At 73.1% G+C, this 23,994-nt stretch carries 21 protein-coding genes and 3 tRNA genes; 11 read left to right on the forward strand and 13 right to left on the reverse strand.

Annotated elements, in window-relative coordinates:
- Positions 1-43: 43 nt before the first annotated feature.
- Positions 44-120 (forward strand) — tRNA-Pro (locus GGQ69_RS00450).
- A gap of 64 nt (positions 121-184) precedes the next feature.
- Here GGQ69_RS00450 and GGQ69_RS00455 read toward each other — a convergent pair.
- From GGQ69_RS00455 to GGQ69_RS00485, 7 genes are all read right to left on the reverse strand, one after another.
- Positions 185-556: a GNAT family N-acetyltransferase gene (locus GGQ69_RS00455; protein WP_183523357.1), complete on the reverse strand. Its 372-nt coding sequence runs from the start codon at positions 554-556 to the stop codon at positions 185-187.
- Positions 557-597: 41 nt separating this feature from the next.
- Complete coding sequence (locus tag GGQ69_RS00460; protein ID WP_183523359.1) at positions 598-1,794, reverse strand: pirin family protein; 1,197 nt, start codon at positions 1,792-1,794, stop codon at positions 598-600.
- A gap of 61 nt (positions 1,795-1,855) precedes the next feature.
- Complete coding sequence (locus tag GGQ69_RS00465) at positions 1,856-2,359, reverse strand: carboxymuconolactone decarboxylase family protein (protein ID WP_183523361.1); 504 nt, start codon at positions 2,357-2,359, stop codon at positions 1,856-1,858.
- A gap of 38 nt (positions 2,360-2,397) precedes the next feature.
- Positions 2,398-3,909, reverse strand: coding sequence for a DUF5129 domain-containing protein (locus GGQ69_RS00470; RefSeq protein ID WP_183523363.1), 1,512 nt, complete (start codon positions 3,907-3,909; stop codon positions 2,398-2,400).
- Positions 3,910-3,965: 56 nt separating this feature from the next.
- Positions 3,966-4,640, reverse strand: a complete 675-nt coding sequence (locus tag GGQ69_RS00475; RefSeq protein WP_183523365.1) for an NADPH-dependent F420 reductase — start codon at positions 4,638-4,640, stop codon at positions 3,966-3,968.
- 75 nt (positions 4,641-4,715) lie between these two features.
- On the reverse strand, positions 4,716-5,201 hold the full coding sequence (gene rraA / locus GGQ69_RS00480) for a ribonuclease E activity regulator RraA (protein WP_183523368.1): 486 nt from the start codon (positions 5,199-5,201) through the stop codon (positions 4,716-4,718).
- Positions 5,201-6,094 (reverse strand): fumarylacetoacetate hydrolase family protein, encoded by an 894-nt coding sequence (locus GGQ69_RS00485; protein WP_183523369.1) that lies wholly within the window; start codon positions 6,092-6,094, stop codon positions 5,201-5,203. The genes rraA and GGQ69_RS00485 overlap by 1 nt, the downstream gene beginning before the upstream one ends.
- 152 nt (positions 6,095-6,246) lie before the next feature.
- Between GGQ69_RS00485 and GGQ69_RS00490 the strand changes: the two genes are divergently transcribed.
- The 6 genes from GGQ69_RS00490 to treZ are packed head-to-tail and all read left to right on the forward strand — an operon-like array spanning position 6,247 to position 14,533.
- Entirely contained in the window at positions 6,247-7,959 is a 1,713-nt protein-coding gene (locus tag GGQ69_RS00490; protein ID WP_183523371.1) for an S-layer homology domain-containing protein, read from the forward strand.
- 10 nt (positions 7,960-7,969) lie between these two features.
- A complete protein-coding gene (locus GGQ69_RS00495; RefSeq protein WP_183523373.1) occupies positions 7,970-8,956 on the forward strand; it encodes an aldo/keto reductase in 987 nt (328 codons plus the stop codon).
- On the forward strand, positions 8,953-9,510 hold the full coding sequence (locus tag GGQ69_RS00500; protein WP_183523375.1) for a hypothetical protein: 558 nt from the start codon (positions 8,953-8,955) through the stop codon (positions 9,508-9,510). The genes GGQ69_RS00495 and GGQ69_RS00500 overlap by 4 nt, the downstream gene beginning before the upstream one ends.
- Positions 9,511-9,555: 45 nt before the next feature.
- Positions 9,556-10,008 (forward strand): hypothetical protein, encoded by a 453-nt coding sequence (locus GGQ69_RS00505; RefSeq protein ID WP_183523377.1) that lies wholly within the window; start codon positions 9,556-9,558, stop codon positions 10,006-10,008.
- 38 nt (positions 10,009-10,046) lie between these two features.
- Positions 10,047-12,578 carry a malto-oligosyltrehalose synthase gene (gene treY / locus GGQ69_RS00510; protein WP_183523379.1) on the forward strand — a complete coding sequence of 844 codons (2,532 nt, stop codon included), beginning with the start codon at positions 10,047-10,049 and terminating at the stop codon, positions 12,576-12,578.
- On the forward strand, positions 12,575-14,533 hold the full coding sequence (gene treZ / locus GGQ69_RS00515) for a malto-oligosyltrehalose trehalohydrolase (protein WP_183523381.1): 1,959 nt from the start codon (positions 12,575-12,577) through the stop codon (positions 14,531-14,533). The genes treY and treZ overlap by 4 nt, the downstream gene beginning before the upstream one ends.
- A gap of 64 nt (positions 14,534-14,597) precedes the next feature.
- Here the strand turns inward: treZ and GGQ69_RS00520 are convergent, their stop codons facing one another.
- From GGQ69_RS00520 to GGQ69_RS00535, 4 genes are all read right to left on the reverse strand, one after another.
- Positions 14,598-15,917: a DUF4032 domain-containing protein gene (locus tag GGQ69_RS00520; RefSeq protein ID WP_183523383.1), complete on the reverse strand. Its 1,320-nt coding sequence runs from the start codon at positions 15,915-15,917 to the stop codon at positions 14,598-14,600.
- Between the two features lie 74 nt (positions 15,918-15,991).
- Positions 15,992-16,672, reverse strand: a complete 681-nt coding sequence (locus GGQ69_RS00525) for an ABC transporter ATP-binding protein (protein WP_183523385.1) — start codon at positions 16,670-16,672, stop codon at positions 15,992-15,994.
- Positions 16,660-17,436: a trehalose-phosphatase gene (gene otsB, locus GGQ69_RS00530; RefSeq protein ID WP_183523387.1), complete on the reverse strand. Its 777-nt coding sequence runs from the start codon at positions 17,434-17,436 to the stop codon at positions 16,660-16,662. The genes GGQ69_RS00525 and otsB overlap by 13 nt, the downstream gene beginning before the upstream one ends.
- Positions 17,429-19,039, reverse strand: a complete 1,611-nt coding sequence (locus GGQ69_RS00535) for a trehalose-6-phosphate synthase (protein ID WP_183528102.1) — start codon at positions 19,037-19,039, stop codon at positions 17,429-17,431. Before GGQ69_RS00535 ends, otsB begins: the two co-directional genes overlap by 8 nt.
- A gap of 303 nt (positions 19,040-19,342) precedes the next feature.
- Between GGQ69_RS00535 and GGQ69_RS00540 the strand changes: the two genes are divergently transcribed.
- The 3 genes from GGQ69_RS00540 to GGQ69_RS00550 all read left to right on the forward strand — a co-directional run bounded on the left by GGQ69_RS00540 (position 19,343) and on the right by GGQ69_RS00550 (position 22,537).
- Positions 19,343-20,215, forward strand: a complete 873-nt coding sequence (locus tag GGQ69_RS00540) for a thioredoxin domain-containing protein (RefSeq protein WP_183523389.1) — start codon at positions 19,343-19,345, stop codon at positions 20,213-20,215.
- A 126-nt stretch (positions 20,216-20,341) separates the two neighbouring features.
- Positions 20,342-20,415, forward strand: a tRNA-Thr gene (locus GGQ69_RS00545).
- A 175-nt stretch (positions 20,416-20,590) separates the two neighbouring features.
- Positions 20,591-22,537, forward strand: a complete 1,947-nt coding sequence (locus GGQ69_RS00550) for a SpoIID/LytB domain-containing protein (protein ID WP_183523391.1) — start codon at positions 20,591-20,593, stop codon at positions 22,535-22,537.
- 23 nt (positions 22,538-22,560) lie between these two features.
- Here GGQ69_RS00550 and GGQ69_RS00555 read toward each other — a convergent pair whose 3' ends face one another.
- Positions 22,561-22,872: an AzlD domain-containing protein gene (locus tag GGQ69_RS00555; protein ID WP_183523393.1), complete on the reverse strand. Its 312-nt coding sequence runs from the start codon at positions 22,870-22,872 to the stop codon at positions 22,561-22,563.
- Positions 22,869-23,624, reverse strand: a complete 756-nt coding sequence (locus tag GGQ69_RS00560) for an AzlC family ABC transporter permease (RefSeq protein WP_370577031.1) — start codon at positions 23,622-23,624, stop codon at positions 22,869-22,871. Before GGQ69_RS00560 ends, GGQ69_RS00555 begins: the two co-directional genes overlap by 4 nt.
- Positions 23,625-23,757: 133 nt before the next feature.
- On the opposite strand from GGQ69_RS00560, the gene GGQ69_RS00565 reads away from it, so the two are divergent.
- Positions 23,758-23,834: transfer RNA gene (locus tag GGQ69_RS00565), tRNA-Val, on the forward strand.
- Positions 23,835-23,994: the final 160 nt, after the last annotated feature.

A 23,994-nucleotide genomic window follows, 5' to 3' on the forward strand; every position in this document is an offset into this window, starting at 1 on the left:
CCACTGTGGTTCCCCGCCGGTCACGGTGCGGAACCACTCTCCACGGGGTGTGGCGCAGCTTGGTAGCGCGCGTCGTTCGGGACGACGAGGCCGCAGGTTCAAATCCTGTCACCCCGACCACTGAAGGGCCCGATCCATCCGGATCGGGCCCTTCGTCGTCCCCGGCGCGTCGCGGCCGGGCGGATCAGCGGTGGTCCAGCGCCTGCAGGTGCTCCGGGGTCGTGGGCACCACGTGCTCCTGGTACTCCGGGTGCTTCGCCACCCAGCCCTTCACGTAGGGGCAGACCGCCACGATCTCAAAGCCCTCGGCGATGGATGCGTCCAGCGCCCGGCGGACCAGTGTCGAGGCCAGGCCGTGACCGCCGAACTCCTCCTTGACCTCGGTGTGCGGGAAGATCCGCTGCCTGACGCCGGCGGCGGTCTCGAGGTCCTTGATGTAGGTCGTGCCGGCCGGCTCGCCGGAGTCGTCGACGTGGATCTCGAAGCGCGGCGTGCGGCCCAGCACGACGCGGGGATCCTCCAGGGTGGGGGACCGGTGGGTGTCCTGCTCGGTCATGGTCGTTCCTCTCGGTTCACGGGGTCTGGTCGCGGCGGTCGTCACCGGGACGGTGGGTTGGCGCGCGGCTTCATCCGGCTGGTCGGCAGCGGTGGAGCCGGGATGGGCGCGGGCTGCCCGGGCGGGAAGTCGCCGAACTGCGGGAAGGGCCGGCCGTCGTCGTAGGCGTCGTCGAGCAGCCGGGCCAGGCGTTCACCGGACACCGGGGCGCCCAGGGCCGCGCCGCCGTCGGGCTGGGCGGCCCGGGTACCGGAGCCCGCCAGCGGTGAACCGGGCGCGGGGGCCTCGAAGCCCATCTCGGACTGGTAGGCCGCGCGCCAGGCGACGATCTCCTCGTGGGAACGCCCCACGAAGTTCCACCACATGACGATCTGCTCGTTCAGCGGTTCCCCGCCGATCAGCAGGGCGGTGACCGGCTGCGCGCCGGCGGTGATGGTGATCCGGTCCCGGCCGGTGCCCACGTAGCCGAGGTGGTCCTCGGGGATCGGCACCCCGTCCAGGGACACGTCCCCGGTGACCCGCAGCAGTCCGTGCTCGTGCCCGGCCGGCACGGTCACCTGCAGCACCGCACCCGGCTGGAGCCGCAGTTCGACCCCCGTCAGGGGGATGTGGGTCCGCACCGGCGAGGTGTGGCCGAGCAGGGAGCCGAGGAACACCCGGGCCGTGTATCCGTCCCCGGTGACGGGCTCGGGCCGGTGGGACTCCAGCGAGGGCGGGGTGAACCGGGCGTGGTCCGGGAAGGCGTACCAGAGCTGGGCGCCGTGCAGCACGGCGGTGTCCGCGCTGGAGAACTCCGAGTGGGTGATGCCGGTCCCGGCGTTCATCAGGTTCACCTCGCCGGGACGCACCGTGGCCCAGTTGCCGGCCGAGTCGATGTGGTCCACCTGGCCGGTGAACAGCCAGGACACGGTGGCCAGCCCGGTGTGCGGGTGCCGGGGCACCGCCATGCCCCCGGTGGCGGAGACGTCGTCCGGACCGTAGAAGTCCAGGAAGCACCAGGCGCCGATCAGCGAGCGGGCCCGCTGGGGCAGGGTGCGCTTGACCGTCATGGCCCGCGGTCCGCCCAGCGGCACCCTGCGGGGCTCCAGCAGCTCGACCGGTCCCGACCGGCCCTCCAGGGCGCTGACGCCGTCGGACAGACCCTCGGTGAACCGGGGGCGGGCACCGTCCCGGGCCGGGGCGGTCGGCGGACCGCTCTCGCAGATCCGTTCCTCGGGGTGGGTCTCGGTGTTGCTCACGGGATTCCTCCGTGGTCTCGGTGGGGGATGGGCGGGACGGCGGTGCACACGGTCGGACGGTTCACAGCCCGGGTGCCTCCGCGGTGCGCCGCACGGGGTGGTGGGACAGGATGGAGATGCGGTTGGTGACGTTCATGGTGATCGCCAGCCACTGCACCGCGGAGTACTGCTCATCCGTCAGGTAGGAGTGGGAGAGCAGCTGGGTGGCGTCCCGGTCCTCCATGCCCGGCAGCGTGGTGACCATCTCGGCCAGGTCCAGGGCGGCCTTCTCCTGGTCGGTGTAGATGTCGGCGTCGCGCCAGGCGGCCACCAGCCCGCGGCGCTGGTCGTCCAGTCCGGCCTCGATCGCCTTGCGCGTGTGCACGTGCAGGCAGTAGGCGCAGCCGTTGATCTGGGACACCCGCAGGCTCACCAGTTCCACGAGCTGGTCGTTCAGTCCGGCGGCGTGCGCGGCGTTCTTGGCCGCCAGGGACAGGGCGCCCACGGCCTTCCAGGAGGCCTTGTCGGACTTGTCGAGGTAGAAGGCCAGCGGATCCTGGCGGCCGGCGCGTTCTGCAGAGGTCATATAAATTTGAACCAATCTGTGCTCGTGGACATTCCCGGTCAGAACCGCGACGACGACCCGGCCCCGGAGAAGCTCCCGCCGGAGGCCCCGTACCCCGTGCTCGCGGAGGACTGCGCGGCCTGCTCCCGGGCGTGGGTGACCTGGTCCACCCCCGTGCGGTAGCCGTGGTGGAAGGCGGCCGCCGTCCAGAACCAGCCCGGCTGGTGCACGGTGTCCAGGATGGACCCCGGGCGTTTGGAGGAGCGCTCGCGTTCGGCCTCCAGGGCCTGCGCCATCAGCGTCCGCTCGGCGTCCGAGGCCGCCGCGGCATCGATGCCGGACGTCGCCGCGTCCTGGAGCAGGTCCGTGAGCCGGGACCGCAGGGCGGCCAGCGCGTCCAGGGCGTCGTCGGGGGCGACGGTGCCCTCGGCCAGGGACGCACCGAGTCGCTGGAGCTCCTGCTCCGCCTCCACGCGGAAGGACCGCAGCGGCGCCGTGGCGGCCGGGGTCAGCCCATCGCGGTTATCGGGGCCGTCGGTACCGTCGAGCCGGTCGATCTCAGCCAGGTCCTCGCGCAGTGGCGCGGTCTGCCGGTCCCACGCGCCCGGCCAGCCGTGCTGCAGGTTCAGGAACGTGTTGGAGTCCACCACGGTGTCGTCCAGGGCGTCGAGCGCCTCCGCGGTCCGGGTGAACTCCTCGACCGCATCGCGGTGCTCCCGGCGGTGCAGGCGCCGGTCCTCGATCCCGGCCAGCCGGTCGTTCTCGGCGGCGGCGCGGACGTAGCGATCGTGGAAGGTGCGGTACCGCTCCAGCACCATGGCGCCGTAACGGGAACCGGTGGGCACGGTCCGGGCGTTGAGCTCGGTGGCCTGCAGGTCCATGCTCACCGAGGCGAACGCCTCCCGGCCGCGGCCGAGCAGCTCGCGGGTCGTCCTCCGCCGGGACCGGCGCACGGCCGCGGCGGTGATCGCGGCGCCCCCGCCGGCGGCCACGGCCGCCGCGCCGGAGATCCACAGGGCCGGTGACCGGTACCAGGGCCGGTTCATCACCGCCGCCGCGGAGCGTACCCCCTGCACGGCCGCGTCCGTCCACTGCGCGTCCGCGAGCAGGTCCTTGGTATCCTCCTGGATGTCCTCCTGGACGCTCGTGCTGACCTTCCGGTCCTCGCCGAAGTAGGTCCCGACGTGCCGTCCGTCCGGGTCGACGGCGAACAGGAACAGCCCGTCCGCCCACTTCTGCCCGTCCGGGGAGATCCACTCCGGATGGTTCTGGCGGGCGTAGGCGAGGACCCGCTCGTTGAAGTCCGAGTCCGCCGTGCCGCGTTCGGTGAGGACCACCACGGTGGTCGGCTCGTGGAAGGAGACCCCCTCGACCCCGGCCCGCAGGGTGGGCTCGTGGATGACACCGGCCTCGTCGGCCAGGATCAGTTCCTGCACCGGGACGGCGTGCACCGGTGCGGCCGTGACGAGAAGCGCTGCCGGGGCCGCGGCGACCAGCCCGAGGGCCAGGAGGAGGGGGCCGAGGAAGGGGACGACGGCGATCGGCCGCCGTGCGGCACGCGGGTTCGTCATGGCCTCACGGTACCGCGCCTCCCGGGGGCGCCGGCAGGGGCCCGACGGGGCTGCGCTCAGGCGTCAGCCACGCCCAGCGCCCGCCGGAGCCCGTCCGCGGACAACGGCTGGTTGAAGACCCGGCCGTCCGGCTCCAGGAGCCTGCCGGCCGCCAGGCGGGGCAGTTCCACGGGATCGAAGCCCAGCCGCCGGGTGAGGTCGGCGACCTGCCGGACGGCGCCGGCGTCGTCCCCGGCGACCCCCAGGCCGCGCCGTTCCGTGGCGGCGCCCCGGCCCGCGGTGTCCAGGTCCCAGTGGCTGATGTGGTTCAGGGCCTTGACCACGGCCGCACCCGGGAACCGGCGGGCCACCGCCTCCGAACTGGACAGGCCCCGGCCCAGGGCGTCCTCGAACCACTCGGGAAGCGGCTCGTCCGCCCAGCGGTTCGTGGCGTCCACCAGGACGGTGCCGCGCACCCAGTCCGGGTCCACGGCGTCCAGGTCCTCCTGCGGGACCATGAGCACCACGAGCGGCCGGGCCCCGGGATCCCCGGAGTCCCGGGAGGTGCCGGCGGGGTCACCGGCGATCTCCGCCGCCGGGACGGCCGTGGCGTGCGGGGCGTACTGCGCCAGGTGTAACCGCAGGGCCCGCGGCGGCCTGCTCGCGGCGATCCGCACCGGGATGCCGGCCGAGTGGGCGCCCCGGGCCAGCGCGGTGCCGGCCCGTCCGGCACCGAGGACACCCAGGCTCACCGGCCGGGCAGGAGGGCCCGGCGGCGGGGTCTCAGGGGGCGTCAGGGGGATCACGGCGTGGGTCCCGGCCGGTGCTCAGGCCGCCGGGGTGACGAGGATGCCGTCCTCGTCCGCCCACAGCCGCGCCCCGGGGGTGAAGGCCGCCCCGCCGAACTCCACGGTCACGTCCACCTCGCCGGCACCGTCCTTGGCGGACGTGCGCGGGTTCGTCCCCAGGGCCTTGACCCCCAGCTCCAGGGTGCGCACCACGGCCCGGTCGCGGATGGCGCCGTTGATGACGACGCCGGCCCAGCCGTTGCGCACGGCGGCGCCGGCGATCAGGTCACCCATCAGGGCGGACTCCAGGGAGCCGGCCCCGTCCACCACCAGCACGGCGCCGTTCCCCGGGGAGTTCAGCAGCTGCTTGACCAGCCCGTTGTCCCGGTGGCACCGGATGGTGCGCACGGTCCCGGAGAACCGGGCCCGCCCGCCCAGGTCGCGGAACTGCAGGGAGCACGACTGCAGGGTCCTGTCCGCGTTGAACAGGTCGCACGTGGTGAAGGCGGTGCCGTCGGCCTGCATCAGCGGATCTCGTTCCGCTGGAGGCCCAGGCCCTCGATCTCGGTCTCCAGCACGTCACCGGCCTTCAGCCACGGCCGCCGGCCCTCGGCGTCCTTGCGGGCCAGGGCCACGCCGGCCGGGGTGCCGGTGAGGATGAGGTCCCCGGGCAGCAGGGTGACGATGTCCGAGAGGTAGGACACGAGCTTGCGGGCGTCGAAGACCAGGTCCCCGGTGGAGTCGTCCTGCATGACCTCCCCGTTGACCCGGGTGGTGATCCGCGCTCCCTCGGTGAACTCCTCCGGGGTCACGAGCCAGGGCCCGACCGGGCTCATCTCCTCCCAGGCCTTGCCCTGGGTCCACTCGGTGGTCCGTCCCTGGTAACCGCGCAGGGAGACGTCGTTGGCCACGGCGTATCCGGCGATGTGCTGCTCGGCCTCCGCCTCCGGGATCCGCCGGCCGGGCTCGCCGATGACGACGCACAGCTCACCCTCCCAGTCGAGGCGGTGGTCCTCCGCCGGGACCTCGATCGGATCGGAGGCGCCGGTCAGGGACTGGGCGAACTTCGTGAAGATCGCGGGGTACTCGGGGAGCTCCTGGCCGGTCTCCAGGATGTGGTTGCGGTAGTTCAGCCCGATGCAGAACACCTTCGTGGGGAACGGGATGAGCGTGGCCGGCTCCAGCTGGGTGGCGTCCAGGACCCGGGTGGGATCCTCCTCGGCCGCCGCCAGGGCGGCCTCCACGAGCTCGGTGCGGGTCGGCTCCGGCTGGTACAGGAAGTCCCCGACGTCGATGATGCCCTCCAGCTCGACGGCCGCGGTGGCGCGGGAACCGTCGGTCCGGGTGATGATGGCGGCGAAGGTGGCTCCGGGGGTGTCCGGTTCGGATCCGGGCAGTCGGTACGTGGCGAGCTTCATGGGGGATATCCCATCACACCACCGGCCCGGACGGGACCGGCGGTAGGTTACTGTGGTCCATGTCACCCGCCGGTAACCTGCGTGGGTTACCCTCCTCGCGGCGGAGAAGGGGAAGATCTCCGCCCATCACTCCACCGACGAAGGGCGGCCCCGTGTCCCGTCATGCCCCTGCCCGCGGCAAGAACCGCCGGCGCATCCTCGCGACAGCCCTCAGCCTGGGACTGCTGCTTCCGGGAGTGGCCCTGGCCGCCCCGGCGGCGGCCGACTCCGAGATCCTCAACCCCCTGGACCAGGCGGACCAGTTCGACGAGACCCTGCCGGTGCTCGACGAGTCCGTCCTGCAGTCCCTCCAGGGCCTGGACCCGGTGGACCCGTCCGCCGGGCGCACCGGGCACTCCGCCAGGAACGCGGCGCCGGCCGCCACCACCCACCTCGGGCCCTGCGCGCAGGACTTCACCGACGCGCCGCCGTCGGGCTCGTTCTACCGGGCGATCACGTGGATGGCCTGCGGCGGGCTCACCGCCGGTTATCAGGACGGTTCCTTCGGCAAGGCACGGGAGATCACCCGCGGTGAGACCGCCATGTTCCTCTACCGGATGTCCGGTGAGGCCCACTCGGCCGGGACGGCCCGCGACTTCTCGGACGTGAACCCGGGCGGCACCGGCTTCACCGCCATCTCCTGGATGAAGGAGAAGGGCTACTCGGCCGGGCGGGCGGACGGATCGTTCGGCATCACGGCTCCCATCACCCGCGGGGAACTGGCCCAGTTCATGGTCAACTTCGCCGAGGACACCGGCTACCGGGCGCCGGGGTCGTCCCCGTACGCGGACATGAAGCCCGCGTCGTCGTTCTACCGGGCCGCCAGCTGGCTGGCGTCCACTCGGGTGGTCGCCGGTTACGGCGACGGGACCTTCCAGCCCCGCCGGGACATCAGCCGCGGCGAGACCGCCCAGTTCCTCTACGCCCTCGAGAGCCACCTGAACGGCACCCCCGCGCCGCCGGCCACCGCCCCGAAACCGGCCCCGAAGCCGGCGCCGAAGCCGCAGCCCGCCCCCGCGCCGGAGATCCCGCTGGCCTACCGCTACGTGGTCATCGCCGACGACGGGCTCAACGTGCGCAAGGGCCCGGGGACCCAGCACGCGAAGGTCACCTCGCTGCTGCGCAACGCCAAGGTCGTCATCACCGGTCGCAGCCAGGCGGCCGGCGGGGCCACCTGGCGGGAGATCACCGTCGGCACGCACCGCGGCTGGGTGCACGGCGGGTACATCATCAAGGACTTCGAGATGGGCAACGCCAAGTCCGCACTGGCCCGGACCGGTGCACTGCGCAAGCCCACCACCCGGAACGGCGTCACCGTGCTGAACACGACGTGGGAGGCCCAGCCCAACGGGTACTGGTGCGGGCCGGCGTCGATCAAGATCGCCCTGGAGGCCTTCGGCATCAAGACCACCCAGGCCGCCATGGCCACGCAGGCCCAGACCGACCGCGAGGGCACCTGGCTGCACCAGGTCGCCCGCGTGATGGACTACAACGCCCCGACCGGCGTGCGCTACTCCGTGACCACCATCCGTGGCCAGGACTCGACCCGGGAGGACCGGATCCGGATCCGCGAGGACCTCAAGCGCTCCATCAAGGCCGGCGTCCCGGCGGCGGTCAACATCGCGGCCACCCCGGACGAGCAGCCGCCGTTGCAGCTGCAGAAGACCGGCGGGAAGTTCACGCTGCGGCACCACATGCCCGTGGTGGGCTACAACGAGAACAACGACACCGTGCTGGTGCAGGACCCCTGGACCAAGCCCTTCTGGATCAGCGTGTACCGGCTGGCCGACATGGCCGGCACGCGCGGCTACGTCTCGCTGAAGTAGGCGGGCGCACATGACCAGGACGATTCTCGGCTGCATGGGCTGGGGCGGTGGCTGGGCCCCCGAGCCACCGGCCCCCCAGGCGTGGCGCGACGCGCAGGACGCGGCCCGCCGCGCGCTCCGTGCCGCCCTCGACGCCGGCCTCTCCACCCTGGACACCGCGGACATCTACGCCCATGGCCGGTCCGAGGAGACGCTCGGCCGGGTGCTGGCCGCCGATCCGGGACTCCGGCGGGGGCTGCGCATCCAGACCAAGTGCGGGATCCGGCTCGGCGGTTCGCCGCTGTACGGCCAGGCCCGCGGTGCGGGGACCACCCGCTACGACTCCTCGGCCGCCCACCTGCGCACGGCGGTGGCCGGCTCCCTGGAGCGGCTCCGGACGGACCACGTCGAGACCCTGATCATCCACCGCCCCGACGTGCTGACCGACCCGGCCGAGACCGTCGGTGCGTTCCTGGAGCTGAAGGCCGCCGGCTCCGTGGGCCGCCTGGGCGTCTCCAACATGGGCCTGGCCTGGGTCCGGCGTTTCGACAACGCCCTGCGCGAGGCCAGCGGCGGCACCGAGACCCTGGCCTGCGTCCAGCTCGAGCTGGGCCTGCACGCCCGCACGCTGATCGAGACCGTGGTGCTGGCCAACCACCAGGACGCCCATGCCTCCGGGGACATGGAGGGCATCGTCGGGTTCTGCACCGCGCGCGGCATCGACCTGCAGGCCTGGGGGCCCCTCGGCCGGGGCCGGTACACCCGGCCCGACCCCGCACCGGCCGACGCCCCGGCCGCCGCGGAGGTCACCCGGGTGGCCGAGGAACTCGGCGTCCCGGCCGACGTCGTGGTCCTGGCCTGGCTGCTGCGCCTGCCGTGGGGCATCCGCCCGGTCGTGGGCACCACCCGGCCCGAGCGCATCGCCGCCAGCGCCACCGCCGAGGAGGCCGCCGCCCGCATGGACGCCGACCAGTGGTACCGGATCTGGACCGCCGCCCGAGGAGAACCCCTGCCATGACGCCCGGACCGCCCGTCCTGTCCACACTGACGGCCCTGTCCGCCCTGGCGTCGCTGTCCGTCCCGGCGCTGCCGCTGACCGCATCGGCGTCCGCCGCCGTCGACTACCGGGCCGTCGACTTCCAGTCCCCGGTCGCCACCCTGTGGGTGGCGGGCGTGCTCGTGCTGGTCGGACTCGCGGTGCTCGGCCACGCGGTGTGGCGGCGGCGCCGGCACGTCGCGTACGCGCGGCGCACCGGCCGCAACACCGATCCGGCACACCTTCGCGACACCCGGGTGGAGCAGGTGGTCTCCTACCTCTGCCTGGCGGTGGCCGGGGTGCTGGCCGGCCTCGCCGCGCTGGGTGCCTGGCAGACGCACCAGAACGTGCGCGGCAACCTCGCGGCGAAGTACGGGGTGACGGCCGTGGACAACGCGCGCTGGAGCGGTGCCTTCCTGGTGGCGGACCTGACCCTGGCCGACGGCACCGTGCGCCGGGACGCGACGGTCTACTTCGAGGCCGACGGGGAACCGCTCACCGGTGAGGACGTCTTCTCGCAGACCCCCGGGGCCTGAGCGACCGCGCAGCACGAGCACTCCGGGCGGGGGACAATGGAAGGCATGTACGCACCGATCGACCTGCAGACCCCCCTCGTCGCCCAGTGGATCGGCATCCTCATGGCGGTGGCCGGCGCGGCGGTCATGGCCCACGGCCTGTGGCGGCGCAAGCGCTACCGCCTCCACCTGGACGACCAGGACGCGCGGTACGCCGGCCCCGACCGGATGCGTGACTCGATGCGGGAGATCCTGGCGGGCGCAGGCGTGCTGGTGATCGGGCTCGTGGGCATCAGCTATGCGGTGTTCGGCTCATCCCAGGCCAACGTGCGCATCGCCGACAACCTGCGCCAGAAGTACGGGGTCGAGTCCGTCCACCAGGAGAACTGGCAGGGCAACGCCCTGATCGCCGACCTCACCATGCCCGACGGCACCGTCCACCAGGACGTCGTGATCATCTTCGAGGACTCCGGTGAACCGCGCATCAGCCGGGACCTCACCGCGCCGCCGGCCAACTAGCGGAGCCGCAGCGCCCGTCACCCTGCTAGCGTGCAGACGTGACCAGTCCGCAGAGAGTCCCCACGTCCACCTACCGCCTGCAACTGACCGGTGACTTCACCCTGGACGATGCGCGTACGGTGCTGCCGTACCTGCGGGACCTCGGCGTGGACTGGGTGTACCTGTCCCCGATGCTCGGCGCCGAGGAGGGCTCGACCCACGGCTACGACGTGGTGGACCCCACCCACGTGGATGATGCCCGCGGGGGAGAGGCCGGGCTGCGCGAGCTCGCCGAGGCGGTCCACGAGGCGGGCGGCGGGATCCTGGCGGACATCGTCCCCAACCACGTGGGCGTGGCCACCCCGAAGGACAACGCCTGGTGGTGGGACGTGCTCAAGCACGGCCGGGCCTCGAAGTACGCGATGGCCTTCGACATCGACTGGGCCGCCGGGGACAGCCGGATCTGGCTGCCCGTGCTGGGTGACGGCACGGAGGAGGACCCCGAGGCCGAGCTGTCGAGGCTGCGGATCGTGGACGGGGAACTGCACTACTACGACAACGTCTACCCGCTGGCCCCGGGCACCGAGGAGGCGGCGCGCGCCGCCGTCGCGGCCGGCACGGACGGTCCCGACGGCGGCGGCGCCCCCGCGGACCGTCCCGAGGAGGAGCGCGTGGCCCGGGCGGCCCACGCGCTGCAGAACTACCGCCTGATGCCCTGGCGGGAGGCCGACGAGCGGCTGAACTACCGCCGCTTCTTCGCGGTCAACTCACTGGCCGGGGTCCGGGTCGAGATCCCGCGCGTGTTCTCCGAGACGCACCGGGAGATCCTGTCCTGGGTCCGCGACGGGCTCGTGGACGGGCTGCGCGTGGACCACCCGGACGGACTGGCCGACCCGGGCGGCTACTTCGAGAACCTGCGCCAGGCCACGGGCGGGATCTACCTGCTGGGGGAGAAGATCCTCGAGCCCGGCGAGCGGATGCCCGCGGCGTGGGCCGTGGACGGCACCACCGGTTACGACGCCCTCGGCGAGGTGGACCGCGTCCTGGTCGACCCGGCCGGGGCCCCCGAGCTGGACGCGGTGGCCGCCCGGCTCGGGGACTGGGCGGACCCGGACGCGGAGGTGGTGTGGGCGGAGATGATCCACGGCACCAAGAGGGCGGTGGCGGATGGCATGCTGCGCTCCGAGGTGGAGCGGCTGGCCCGGCTGGTGCCCGGCGTCATCCCCGGGGAGCAGGCCGACGGCGAGGAGCACGGTGAGCACCGGGTCCAAGACGCCCTGGCCGAGCTGCTGGCCTGCTTCCCCGTCTACCGCTCCTACCTGCCCACCGGCCGCGAGCACCTGGACGACGCCGCGGCCGAGGCCCGGCGCCGCCGTCCCGAGCTCGCCGACGTGCTCGAGGCCCTCATGCCGTTGCTGGCGGATCCCGACCACCCGGTGGCCGAGCGCTTCCAGCAGACCTCCGGCATGGTCATGGCCAAGGGCGTGGAGGACACGGCGTTCTACCGGTACACCCGGCTGGCCTCGCTCAACGAGGTCGGCGGGGACCCGTCGGCGTTCGCCCTGGACCTGGACGCCTTCCACGCCGCCCAGGCCGACCGGCAGGCCCGGATGCCCCGCACCATGACCACACTGTCCACGCACGACACCAAGCGCAGCGAGGACGTGCGCGCCCGGATCGACGTGCTCTCCGAGATCCCCCGGGAGTGGACGGCCGCCCTGGAACGGTTCCGGCAGATGGCCCCGCTCGGGGACGGCCCGTTCGAGAAACTGCTGTGGGAGACGGTCGTGGGCGCCTGGCCGGTGGACGGCACGGCCCTGGAGACCCAGCGGCTGGCCGACTACGCGCTCAAGGCGGCGCGCGAGGCGGCCACGCGCACCACCTGGACCGAGCCGGACGAGCGGTTCGAGACCCTCCTGGCAGACCTCGCCGAACGGGCCACGGGCACCGGGGAACTGCGCGAGGCCGTCCAGGCGGTCGCCGACCGGATCACCGTGGCCGGAGTCTCGAACCAGCTGGCCATGAAGCTCATCCAGCTGACCATGCCCGGGATCCCGGACGTCTACCAGGGCACCGAGGTCCCGTTCCCCACGCTCGTGGACCCGGACAACCGCCGGCCCGTGGACTTCCGCGAGCGGGCGGCGCTGCTGGCCCGGCTCGACGGCGGCTGGACCCCCGAGTTCCCCCGGCCCGCCGAGGACACCGGCCAGGTCGACGGCGAGGCACTCGCCGAGTACGCCGCCGGGCTGAAGCTGCTGGTCACCTCACGGGCGCTGCGGGCCCGCCGGGAACACCCCGAGTGGTTCAACCGCTACCAGGACCTGGACGTCCTCGGCGAGGCCGCCGACCACGTGGTCGCGTTCTCCCGCGGGGGCTGCATCACCCTGGCCACCCGCTGGCCGCTGGGACTGGCCGACGAGGGCGGCTGGGGTGACACCGCCGTGGTGCTGCCCCGCCAGGCCGTGGTGGACCTGATCACCGGACGCCGTTTCGGCGGGGCCTTCACGGACGGGACCACCCGACTGGCCGAGATCTTCGAACACCACCCGGTCGCCCTGCTGGTACCGGAGGAGGGGAACACGCTGCGATGACGGAGACGAGGGACCGGGGAACGTCCCGGGAGCAGGGGCACTCAGCGCACCCACGGGACACCCGGTGGTCGGTCTGGGCACCGGAGGCCGGGACCGTCGAGCTGATGGTCACCGACCGCGAGCCGGGGGCCGTCCACGACAGCGCCGACCGGTGGGCCGGCGCCCAGGCGTTCCCGATGGAACCGGCCGGGGACGGGTGGTGGGTGCCCGGGGCCACCGCTCCCGGAGGCACCGACGTGGGCTACGGATACCGCGTGGACGGCGAGGGACCGTTCCCGGACCCGCGCTCGCGGTGCCAGCCGGACACCGTCCACGGCCCCTCCCGGCTGGTGGACGCCGAGGCCTACGACTGGCACGACGGCGACTGGACCGGACGGCCCCTGCGCGGCGCGGTCATCTACGAGCTCCACGTGGGCACCTTCACCCCCGAGGGCACCCTCGCCGCGGCCGTCGACCGGCTCGGCCACCTCGTCTCGCTCGGGGTGACGCACGTGGAACTGCTGCCCGTGAACTCCTTCGGCGGCCGGCACAACTGGGGCTACGACGGTGTCGGCTGGTACGCCGTGGACGCCTCCTACGGCGGGCCCGAGGCCTACCGGCGCTTCGTGGACGCGTGCCACGCAGCCGGTCTGGCGGTCCTGCAGGACGTCGTCTACAACCACCTGGGTCCCTCCGGGAACTACCTGCCGAAGTTCGGTCCCTACCTGACCGAGCAGTCCACCGGCTGGGGCAGCGGCCTGAACCTGGACGGCCCGGACTCGGACGAGGTCCGCCGGTACATCCTCGACAACGTGCGGATGTGGGCCGAGGAGTACCACGTGGACGGCTTCCGGCTGGACGCCGTCCACGCACTGCACGACACCCGCGCGGTCCACGTGCTCGAGGAGATGGCCGCCGAGGTCGACGCCCTGTCCGCGCGGCTGGGCCGGCCCCTGGTGCTGGTGGCCGAATCGGACCTGAACGATCCGCGGATGATCAGCCCCCGCGCACCCGGCGGCGCCGGTGGTCACGGGCTCACCGGCCAGTGGTCGGACGACTTCCACCACGCCGTGCACGTGGCGCTGACCGGGGAGACCGAGGGCTACTACGCCGACTTCGCCTCCCTGGACGCACTGGGCAAGGTCCTCAACGAGGGCTTCTTCCACGACGGCACCTACTCGTCCTTCCGCCGCCGCCACCACGGCCGCCCGCTGGGCGAGCACACCCCGGCGGAGGCCCTCGTGGTGTGCACCCAGAACCACGACCAGGTCGGCAACCGGGCCACGGGGGACCGGTTGACCGCGTCCCTGGACGAGGGGCGACTGGCCATCGGGGCGGCGCTGCTGATGGCCGGGCCCTTCACCCCCATGCTGTTCATGGGGGAGGAGTGGGCGGCGTCCACGCCCTGGCAGTTCTTCACGGCCCACCGCGAGCCGGAACTGGCCGAGGCGGTGACCCAGGGCCGGCGCAGGGAGTTCGAGCGCATGGCCTGGGACCACGACGCCGTCCCGGACCCGCAGGCGGAGCAGACCTTCCGGGACTCCACGCTGCGCTGGGAGGAGGCCGGCACCGGCCGGCACGCCCGGCTGCTGGAGCTGTACCGCCGGCTGGCCGCCCTGCGCGCCGAACTGCCCGAACTGACCGACCCCGACCGCGCCACCACACACGCCACCGTCGACGCCGGCCGGCGCCACCTGCGGCTGGACCGTGGCCTGCGGAAGGGGGCGGCCGACGTCGGGACCGGGGTGGGTGTCTCCCTCCAGGCCGGCGGGCACGGCGCGGGATCCGTGGTGCTCCTGGCCGCCTTCGGTGAGGACCCCCTGCCGGTCCCGCCCGAACTGGCCGGCCACCGGCTGCTGGCCGGGCACGGCGTCGACGGGCCGGTGCCGGCCGGCGACCAGGGTGGTCCCGCCGGCGAGGACGCACTGCCGGCGTCCGTCCCCGCACCCGGTTTCCTGCTCCTCGGGCGTCGCTGACCGGCCCTGCGGCCCGGCCGGTCCCCGGGACGGGGACGCCCGGGCCCGGGGTCACAGTCCGGGGTCACAGTCCGGGGGTCTGCGCGGACTGCGGGCTCCAGGGGCCGTCCGGACCGGCGGCCCGCGGCGGTACGGCCCGCAGCATGGTGGTGGTGGGGTGCAGGGCCACCGCGTCCTCGTCCCGCCGCGCGGGCAGCACGGTGCTGATGTAGGACTGCAGGGCCTCGGTCAGCGGCACGGACCGGTTCTGGTTCTCGGACAGGTACCACCGGTGCTCCAGCAACTGGTGCATCACCTCGGCCGGTTCGAGCTTGCCGGAGAGCTCGGGGGGGATGGACCGGGTCACGAGGTCGAACACCTCCTCGACCCAGAGGTGGGCGGCCTCCTGCTCGTCGAGCTCGGGGTGCCGGTCGGCACGGAAGTGGTCGATGTCCCGCAGCAGCCGGCGGGCCTGGTTCTCCTGCACGTCCAGCCCGGTCAGGCCCAGCAACCGCCGCTGGTGGTGGCCCGGGTCCACCACCTTGGGCTGCAGCACCAGCTCGGAACCGTCGGGGGTGGTGCGGATCGCGTACTCCTCCACGTCGAAGCCCAGGGCGTTGAGCCGGCGGATCCGGTCCTCCACCCGCCAGCGCTCCTCGGTGCGGAAGGACATGTCCCCGGTGAGCTCGTCCCAGAGTCGGCGGTAGGCGTTGATGATCAGCTCGGAGGTCGTCACCGGATCCACGTCCGGGTCCAGCATGCCCCCGCTCGCCAGGTCCATCAGCTCCCCGGCGATGTTGACGCGGGCGATCTCCAGGTCGTGCTCGCGCTGCCCGCGGGACAGGGAGGGGTGCAGTTCCCCCGTCTCGGCGTCCACCAGGTAGGCGGCGAACGCACCGGCGTCGCGGCGGAACAACGTGTTGGACAGGGACACGTCCCCCCAGTAGAAGCCCACCAGGTGCAGTTCCACCAGCAACAGGGCCATCGCGTCGATCAGCCGCGTGACGGTGTCCTGGTGGAGGCTGCGGGAGAACACCGCGCGGTAGGGCAGGGAGAAGCGCAGGTGGCGGGTGACCAGCGCCGTCAGCAACGGTTCCCCGTCCGCCGTGGTGCGGCCGCTGACCACGGCCACCGGTTCCACGCACGGCAGGTTCAGCCGTTCCAGGCGCCGCAGCAACTGGTACTCCCGCCGCGCGGACTCCTCCGTGGTCTCCTTCACCGCCACCACGGCCCCGGCCAGGTGCGCGAACCGCACCACGTGCCGGGAGATGCCGCGGGGCAGGGCGGCGAGGGTCCGCACCGGCCAGTCCTCCAGGGAGACGTCCCAGGGCAGGGCCAGCAGCTCCGTGGCGCCCAACTGCGAGGACACCGAGGTCGTGATGTCCAGTCCGGTGCGTGAGGCCAAGGGACAGCTCCTTCCGTCGCGATGGTCGCGGGCGACCGGGGACCCGTGCGCAGTGGGGGACTGCCCCCGGCCCCTCAGGCGGGCACGACGCCCGTGTCCGCAGTGTCCTCCATGAGCCGACCCCCGTCCAGCCGCAGCACCCGGTCCGCCGCGGAGGCCAGGGGTCCGGGATCGGCCGTGGCCTGCAGGGTGGTGACCCGCAGGTTCCGGACCAGCGAGCGGATCAGGTCCGCGGTGTGGTCCCTCAGCTCCGGGGACACCATGGCCAGCGGGTCGTCCATGAGCAGCACCGCCGGCCGCCGGACCACGGCCCGGGCCAGCGCCACCTGCTGGCGCTGGGGCCCGGTGAGCCGGTCCGGGCCGAGGTCCAGCCGGTCCGTCAGGTCCAGCAGCCGGGCGGCCTCGGACACCCGCTCCTCGCGTTCGGCCTCGGGGACGCCGGCCACGCGCAGGGCGAAGCTCATGTTGTCCCGCACGCTCATGTGCGGGTAGAGGGCGTAGTTCTGGAACACCAGCACGGCGTCACGGCCCTGGGCCGGGACGGCGGTGACATCCACCCCGCCGATCAGCACCCGCCCGCTCGTGGGGTCCTCCTGCCCGGCCAGCACGCGCAGCAGGGTGGACTTGCCGGCGCGCGGCGGGCCCGTGATCACCACGAACTGCCCGTCCGCGGCGTGCAGGTCCAGCCCGTCCAGGGCGGGCCCCGGGGCGTCCGGGTAACGCACGGTGACGTTCTCCAGGGTCACCGACGCCATCGGGCCACCGCCTGGAGCACCGGGGCCAGCGCGGCCGGCCCGTCGATCCGGAACCGGGCCGCCGTCGGGCCGTCGCCGACCTTGATGCCGACGTCCGTGGTGGGGTCGAGGCGGGCGAAGCCGTGCTCGTCGGTGACGTCGTCCCCCGCGAACAGGACCGCCTCGGCACCGCTGGTCCGGCGCAGCAGGTCCAGGCCCTGGCCCTTGTCCGCACGCACCACGGAGACCTCGTACACGTCCTTGCCGTGGCCGGGGTAGATCCCGTCCCGGCCCACCAGCGCCGCCTCGGCCTCCGCCACGGCCTGGCGCCTGGCCTGCTCCGTCGCGGCCAGCCGCACCTGCAGCACCCGGCCGGCCGGCTTGTGCTCCACCCAGGAGTCCGGGTAGCGCGCCGCGATCCGCTCCAGCACGGCCCCGACGTCGGCCAGCGTCCTGCGCTGCGTATCGTCCAGTTCCAGCGGGGGCGCGTCCGGTCCCAGGCGCCGCTCGGCCCCGTGGGAGCCGATCAGCAGGGTCCGGTCCGGGGGCGTGGCAACGGTGATGAGGGACTCCAGGGCGCGGCCGGAGACCAGGGCGGTGTGGACCCCGGGCAGCCCCGTCAGCGCGTCCAGGGCCGCGGCGTTCTCCGGGACCGGCCGGGCGTCCTCGGCGCGGTCCACGAGCTCGGAGACGACGCCGTCGAAGTCCAGGGCCACCAGCACGGTGTCCCGGGCGGAGAACTCACGCAGGGCGCGCTCCAGGTCAGGGTCCAGGCCGTCAGTCATCGGCCAGCCGCAACTGCTCGGCCCGTCGCGCCTGTTCGGCCTGTTCAGCGTGTTCGGCGTGCTCGTCCTCGCGGCGCTCGCGGTCGTCGTCGGTGTCCATGAAGGCGCTCTGGACGGCGTCCTCCGGCCGGGGCCGGCGCCGCTTGGTCCGTCCGCCCAGGCGGTCGAGGAAGTCCCGGGACCACTTGGCGACGTCGTTCGTGAGGACCTGCCGGTGCATGGCCCCCATCCGCCGGCGGGCGTCCTGGGGGTCCATCTGGATGGCCTCCATGATGGCGTCCTTGAGGCCGTCGATGTCGTGCGGATTGACCAGCAGGGCGTCACGGAGCTGGTCGGCGGCGCCGGCGAACTCGGACAGGACGAGGACGCCGCCCCAGTCGCCGCGCACGGCCGCGTACTCCTTGGCCACGAGGTTCATGCCGTCCCGCAGCGCGGTGACCAGCATGACGTCGGCGGCCAGGTAGAGGGCCACCATCTCCTCCACGGGGTAGGAGTGGTGCAGGTAGCGGATCGCGGTGTGGCCCATGGTGTCGAAGGTGCCGTTGACCCGGCCCACGGACAGCTCGATCTCGTCCCGCAGCTCCCGGTAGGTCTCCACGTTCTCCCGCGAGGGACTGGCGACCTGGACCAGGCACGCCTGTTCCACGGTGACCTGCGCGTCCTCCAGCAGCTCGGCGAAGGCCTTGATCCGGTGGCGGATCCCCTTCGTGTAGTCCAGCCGGTCCACGCCGAGCAGGATGGTCTGCGGATTGCCCAGTTCCTCCCGGATCTGGCGGGACCGGGCCTGGATCTCGGGATCCGCCGCCAGGGCGGTGACCGTCTGCGCGTCGATCGAGATGGGGAACGCCTCGGCAGCCACGGTGCGCGAACCGCCGTCGAGGTCCGCCACCTCGAGGGAGCCCGAGGTGAACGTCTCACCCAGGATGCGCTCCACGGAGCGCTGGAAGTTCTCCACGTCCGAGGTGCGCTGGAAGCCGATGAGGTCCGCCCCGAGCAGTCCCTCCAGCACCGGGCGACGCCAGGGCAGCTGGGCGAAGATCTCCACCGGTGCGAACGGGATGTGGTGGAAGTAGCCGATGCGCAGGTCCGGGCGCAGCCGTCGCAGCATCCGGGGGACCAACTGCAGCTGGTAGTCCTGCACCCAGACGGTCGCCCCCTCCGATGCCGTCTGCGCGGCGGCCCGCGCGAACCGGGCGTTGACCTGCTGGTAGGTGTCCCACCACTGGCGGTGGAACTCGGGGCGGGCGATCACGTCGTGGTAGATCGGCCACAGGGTGGCGTTGGAGAAGCCCGCGTAGTACTCCTCGATGTCCTGCTCCGACAGCGGCACGGGCACCAGGTGCATGCCGTCATGGTCGAAGGGGTCGGTGGCCTGGTCCGCGTCCCCGGAGTCCTGGGGGGCGCCGTTCCAGCCGACCCACGCGCCCTCCTCGCTGGCCATGATGGGAGCCAGCGCGGTCACCAGGCCGCCGGGGGACCGCTGCCAGCTGGCGTTGCCCTGCTCGTCCACCACCCGGTCGACCGCCAGCCGGTTCGAGACCACGACGAGGTCGTACTGTCCGGGGGCGGGCGGCTCCCCCTCGGTCCGGTCCACGAACGGCACGGTGCCAGTGGGTAATCCGGTGTGCTGGGTGTCGCTCACGACGGGCCTCCTCGTCCTCAACTGCGCCGCCCGCGCGGCACAGGCGACCGGGGCGCCGGACGGACCGACGGCCCTCGTCAAGCCTAGCCTCAGCCGCGGTGCGGCCGGTGCCCGGAGCGCCCGGGGAGGGGGAACGGGCGCCGTCGCCATCCGCCACGGGTTCTCAGGAAGGGCCGGTAGGCTGACCCCCGGCCCGGACGAGGTATCAGGGGGTACCGGCCGCCGGCACCGACCCACACCGCAGCCCCACCGACAGGCAGGACGATGGCTTCCAACGACAAGCAGACCAAGGCAGAACGACAGCAGAGCGCCCGTGAGAAGGCCCGCCGGATGCAGGAGGAACAGCGGCGCCAGGAGAAGCGCCGGTCCCTCATGGTCCGCTGGGGCGTCGTCATCGGCGTCGTGGTGGTGGTCGCCGTGGTCGTGGGCGTCATCTTCATGAACTCGTCCCGTTCCATTCCCGACGCCGGCCCGGCACCCACCGTGGCCAACGAGCACGGCGGCGTGGTGCTGACCTCGACCACCGAGCTGGCACCCAGCGAGTTCGGCGGCGAGCAGGTGGACGCCACCTCCGTCGAGGTGCCGGAGACGCCCACCCCGATGGAGACCGTGCCCGGCCTCGAGGAGCGCGGGGCCGGCGACCCGGCCCAGATCATCATCTACGCCGATGCCAACTGCGTGCACTGCGCCAGCTTCGAGTCCGAGAACGGCGAGCAGCTGAACCAGTGGCTGGACGCCGGCGAGGCCACCGTGGAGTACCGGCTGCTGGACTTCCTGGACAACCCGGCCACCGGCAACTACTCCTCGCGCGCCGCCAACGCCGCCCTGTGCGTGGCCGAGGGCTCGCCGGAGAACTACAACTCCTTCGTGGCCCAGGTGTTCGCCGCCTACACCGGTGAGGGCATGAGCGACGACGACCTCAAGTCCATGGCCTCCGGCCTGGGTGCCGACGTCAACGGGTGCATCGACGGCAACACCTACCGTCCCTACGTCAAGTACAGCGGGGCGACCGCGCGGGCGGACGGCGTGACCGGCACCCCGACCGTGTTCGTCAACGGCCAGAACTGGGCCGAGTCCGCCCAGGAGGGCCAGTCCTTCGCCGACTGGGCCCAGTCCGTGATGGAGAAGAAGTCCTGACCGACTGACCGCAGGGCCCGGTGGCCGGCCGGTCGTCTCCGGCGACGGTGCGCCAGGGGCCGATCCGCTACCCTTGAAGGGCCGGTCTTCCGGCGCCGCCACGGCGCCCGGGGCCCGGCCCTTCTCGCCTCCTTAGCTCAGCTGGCCAGAGCACCTGTCTTGTAAACAGGGGGTCACCGGTTCGAATCCGGTAGGGGGCTCTGCGAACCCCGTCCTGCCGGCCCTCGTGCCGGCGGGGCGGGGTTCTTCGTCCCCCGCGCGGGGTGCCGGCCCGCAGGAACGGACGGCCGGGCGTGCCGCGGTGGCATAGGCCCCCCGGGACGCGCGCACCGCCGCCGGGCGCCACGATGTCCCGTTGACCAGGGGAGATCCACCGTGCCAGTCCGTTCCGTCCCGTCCCGGGAACCCGCCACCGTGCCGACGCCGGCCGGTGGCCGTCCTGCCGGCCGGCGGGCCGGACGCACGTGGTCCCGGGGCGTCGTGGCCTCGGTGCTCATCGCCGCGACGGCCCTCCTCGTGGCTCCCGCGTCCCTGCCGGCCGGCAGCGCCCGGGCCGCGACGGAATCGTGCGAGCGGACGGACTTCACCGATGTCCCGGCGGGGGCCGCCTTCCGTGGCGACATCATGTGGATGGCCTGCAGGGGCATCACCGTGGGATACGCCGACGGGACCTTCAGGCCCGGCCAGCCGATCACCCGTGGCGAGATGGCCGCCTTCCTGTACCGCCAGGTCCGGCCGGAGGTCACCGTCGACCAGCAACGCGACTTCTCGGACGTGGCCCCGGGGGGCCCGCACTTCACCGCGATCTCCTGGCTGGCAGACACGGGTGCCACCGTGGGCCGGGCCGACGGCACCTTCGGTCCGGGCGAACCGGTGACCCGCGGGGAGCTGACCGCCTTCCTCTACCGGCTGGCCGACGCGTCCTCCACGCCGCCGGCGACCAGTCCCTTCACCGACCTCGGGCCGTCCTCACCCAACTACCGGGCCATCACCTGGGCCGCGGCGCGGGGCATCACCGCGGGTTTCAACGACGGTTCCTTCCGGCAACAGCAGGACATCACCCGCGGCCACGCCTCGGCGTTCCTGCACCGGGCCCACGCAGACCTGGTGGGGACCCGGCCCCCCAGCGGACGGCCGCCGACCAGCTTCACGGTCAGGGGGTCCGGCTGGGGGCACGGAGCGGGCATGAGCCAGTACGGCGCCCGGGCCATGGCCGAGGAGGGCCGCTCGGTCGAGCACATCCTGCGGTACTACTACTCCGGTGCGGACGTCACCCAGTCCGCGCACCGGGCGGCCACCAACATCTCCGTCCACCTGGCCTCCCCGCAGTCGACTACGATCCAGGCCACGAGGCTCGCCGGCGGGACGCCGGGCCTGCAGCGCGTCCGGATCGCCGGAACGGTGCTGCAGGCCCGCGGCGCGGTGCGCCTCGCCGCGGACGGCGGAGCCGTGCTCGTCACCATGCCGGACGGGAAGCGGAAGCGGTCTGCCTCCGCTGTCCTGGAGTGGCCCGGCACCCGGTTCTGGTCACCGGACTCGTCGGAGGCCGCCACCGTCCGGGTGCCGGCCGCGAACGGAAGCCAGCCCCTGGACCTGCGCCACGGGAAGCTCGTCATCTCGGTGGTCAACGGCAAGCTCAACGTGGTCACCGAACTACGGATGAACGACGAGTACCTCTACGGCCTGGCCGAGATGCCCTCCTCCTGGCCCGCCACCGCGCTCCAGGCCCAGGCCGTGGCCGGACGCTCCTACGCGCTGCGGAACATGAACACGCTCAAGGCCGAGTGCGGCTGCCACGTCTGGGACGAGGTGCGCTCACAGAAGTTCACCGGCTGGGCCAAGGAGAACGAGGGTGGCGGCCGCTACGGGAACCGATGGAAGGCCGCCGTGGACGCGACCGTGACGCGCGCCCGGCCGGGCGATCCGACCTCCTCACCGGTGGCGGCGAAGAGCCTGTGGCACCGTGGGTCGATCATCGACGCCACGTACTTCTCCTCCAGCGGCGGCCACACCCGCTCGGCGCAGGACGTCTGGGGCAACGCGGTGCCGTACCTGCAGGGCAGGCCGGACCCCTACAGCCTCTCCGCCGCCGCGAACAACCCGAATGCCTCCTGGACGCAGACGATCAGCCAGGCCGCGATGGCCCAGGCCTTCGGACTGCCCAGCGTGCACTCGGTCCGGTTCACGCGGGACGGGGCGGGCTCGGTGCAGTACGTGACGGCGACGGCCGCGAACGGCGCGACCGCACGGATCACGGGCAACCAGCTCCGGTCCCGTGCGGGGCTGAAGTCCACCTGGGTCGCCTCCATCACGGCGCGATGACCCGCCGCTGACGGACCGGCTGATCAGGGGACGCCGAGCAGGCGCAATCCGGCCGCGGCCACCGCCCCGGTGATCACGACCACCAGGAACGGGGCGCGCAGCACCAGCGCGACCGCGGCGGCCACGACCGCGCCGAGCCGGGCGTCCAGTGCCAGTCCCTGGCCGGCGGCGGCGGCGTTCATCACCACGAGCGCGGACAGCAGCCCGATGGTCACCGCGTTGGCCGTGCGCAGCATCCTCGGGTCATCCAGGACCGTGGCGGGCACGAGGTAGCCCAGCAACTTGGTGCCGAAGGCGATCGCGCTCGCCAGCAGGACCCATTCCCACGTGCTCACGCCGTCGACTCCCTCGTGCCGGTCCGTTCCGTCCGTGCAGGCCCCGGCTGGCCTCCCCGCGGGCCACGCCCCCGGCGTGCCGGGGCCCCGAACCAGCCCCACAGCCCCGCCACGGCCCCGGCGACCAGGATCGGGATCCCGGAGGGCAGTGCCGGCAGGGCGATCGTGGTGACGAGCGCCGTCACCGCCGCCAGGGCCCAGGCGTCACCGGTCTTCAACCGGGGCCACAGCAGGCCGAGCATCGCCGCGGCGGCCGCACCGTCCAGCCCCCAGGCCTTCGGGTCGCCCATCAGGTCCCCGGCGACCGCGCCGAGCACCGTGAAGGCCACCCACGTCAGCCACACCCCGACGCCGGCCGTCCAGAACCCGATGCGGCGCCCGTGCGGATCGGGCTGGGCCATGGACGTGGCCGCGGACTCATCGATGGTCACGTGGGCGGCCAGTGGCTTCAGGGCGGGACCGGGCCGCATCATGGCGTTGAGCTGGACCCCGTAGACGGCGTTGCGGACCCCGAGCAGGCTGGCGGCACCCGTGGCCGCGGCGCCCCCGCCCCCGCCGGCCAGCACTCCCACGAAGGCGAACTGTGAACCACCCGTGAACATCAGCGCGCTCAGGGCGATCGTCTGCCACACGTCCAGCCCCGCCGCGACCCCGAGGGCGCCGAAGGAGATCCCGTAGAGGCCCGTGGCCACGGCGACGGAGGCACCGGTCCGGAAGGCCGGGTGCCTGCCCAGCCGCGTGAAGGAGTCCATGCCGTTCATCGTAGGTGCGCCGCGCCGACCGGCCGTCACCGCGGCTCGCGCGGCCCGTTTTCGGGTTGGGCCCCGGTTCTGCTAAGCTTTCATAGCTGTCAACCCCTGACGGGGAAGGCGCTGGCACGCTGTTGGATCTTTAGCTCAGTTGGTTAGAGCGTTCGCTTCACACGCGAGAGGTCGCTGGTTCGAGTCCAGTAAGATCCACCATTCCTGAAGGGCCCGGTACGGGCCCTTCAGTCGTTAATGGGGGCACTACAGTGTGCCGTGGGCCGCCCGTCCACCCCGGACCGGGGCCCGAACCGGGCAGGGACAGGACAGCGGAGAGTACGACGGGCGGCGGTGCGGGAGGCACCGCGACCGGTACGGA

This window comes from Micrococcus sp. TA1, from assembly GCF_014199555.1.
GTDB lineage: Bacteria > Actinomycetota > Actinomycetes > Actinomycetales > Micrococcaceae > Citricoccus.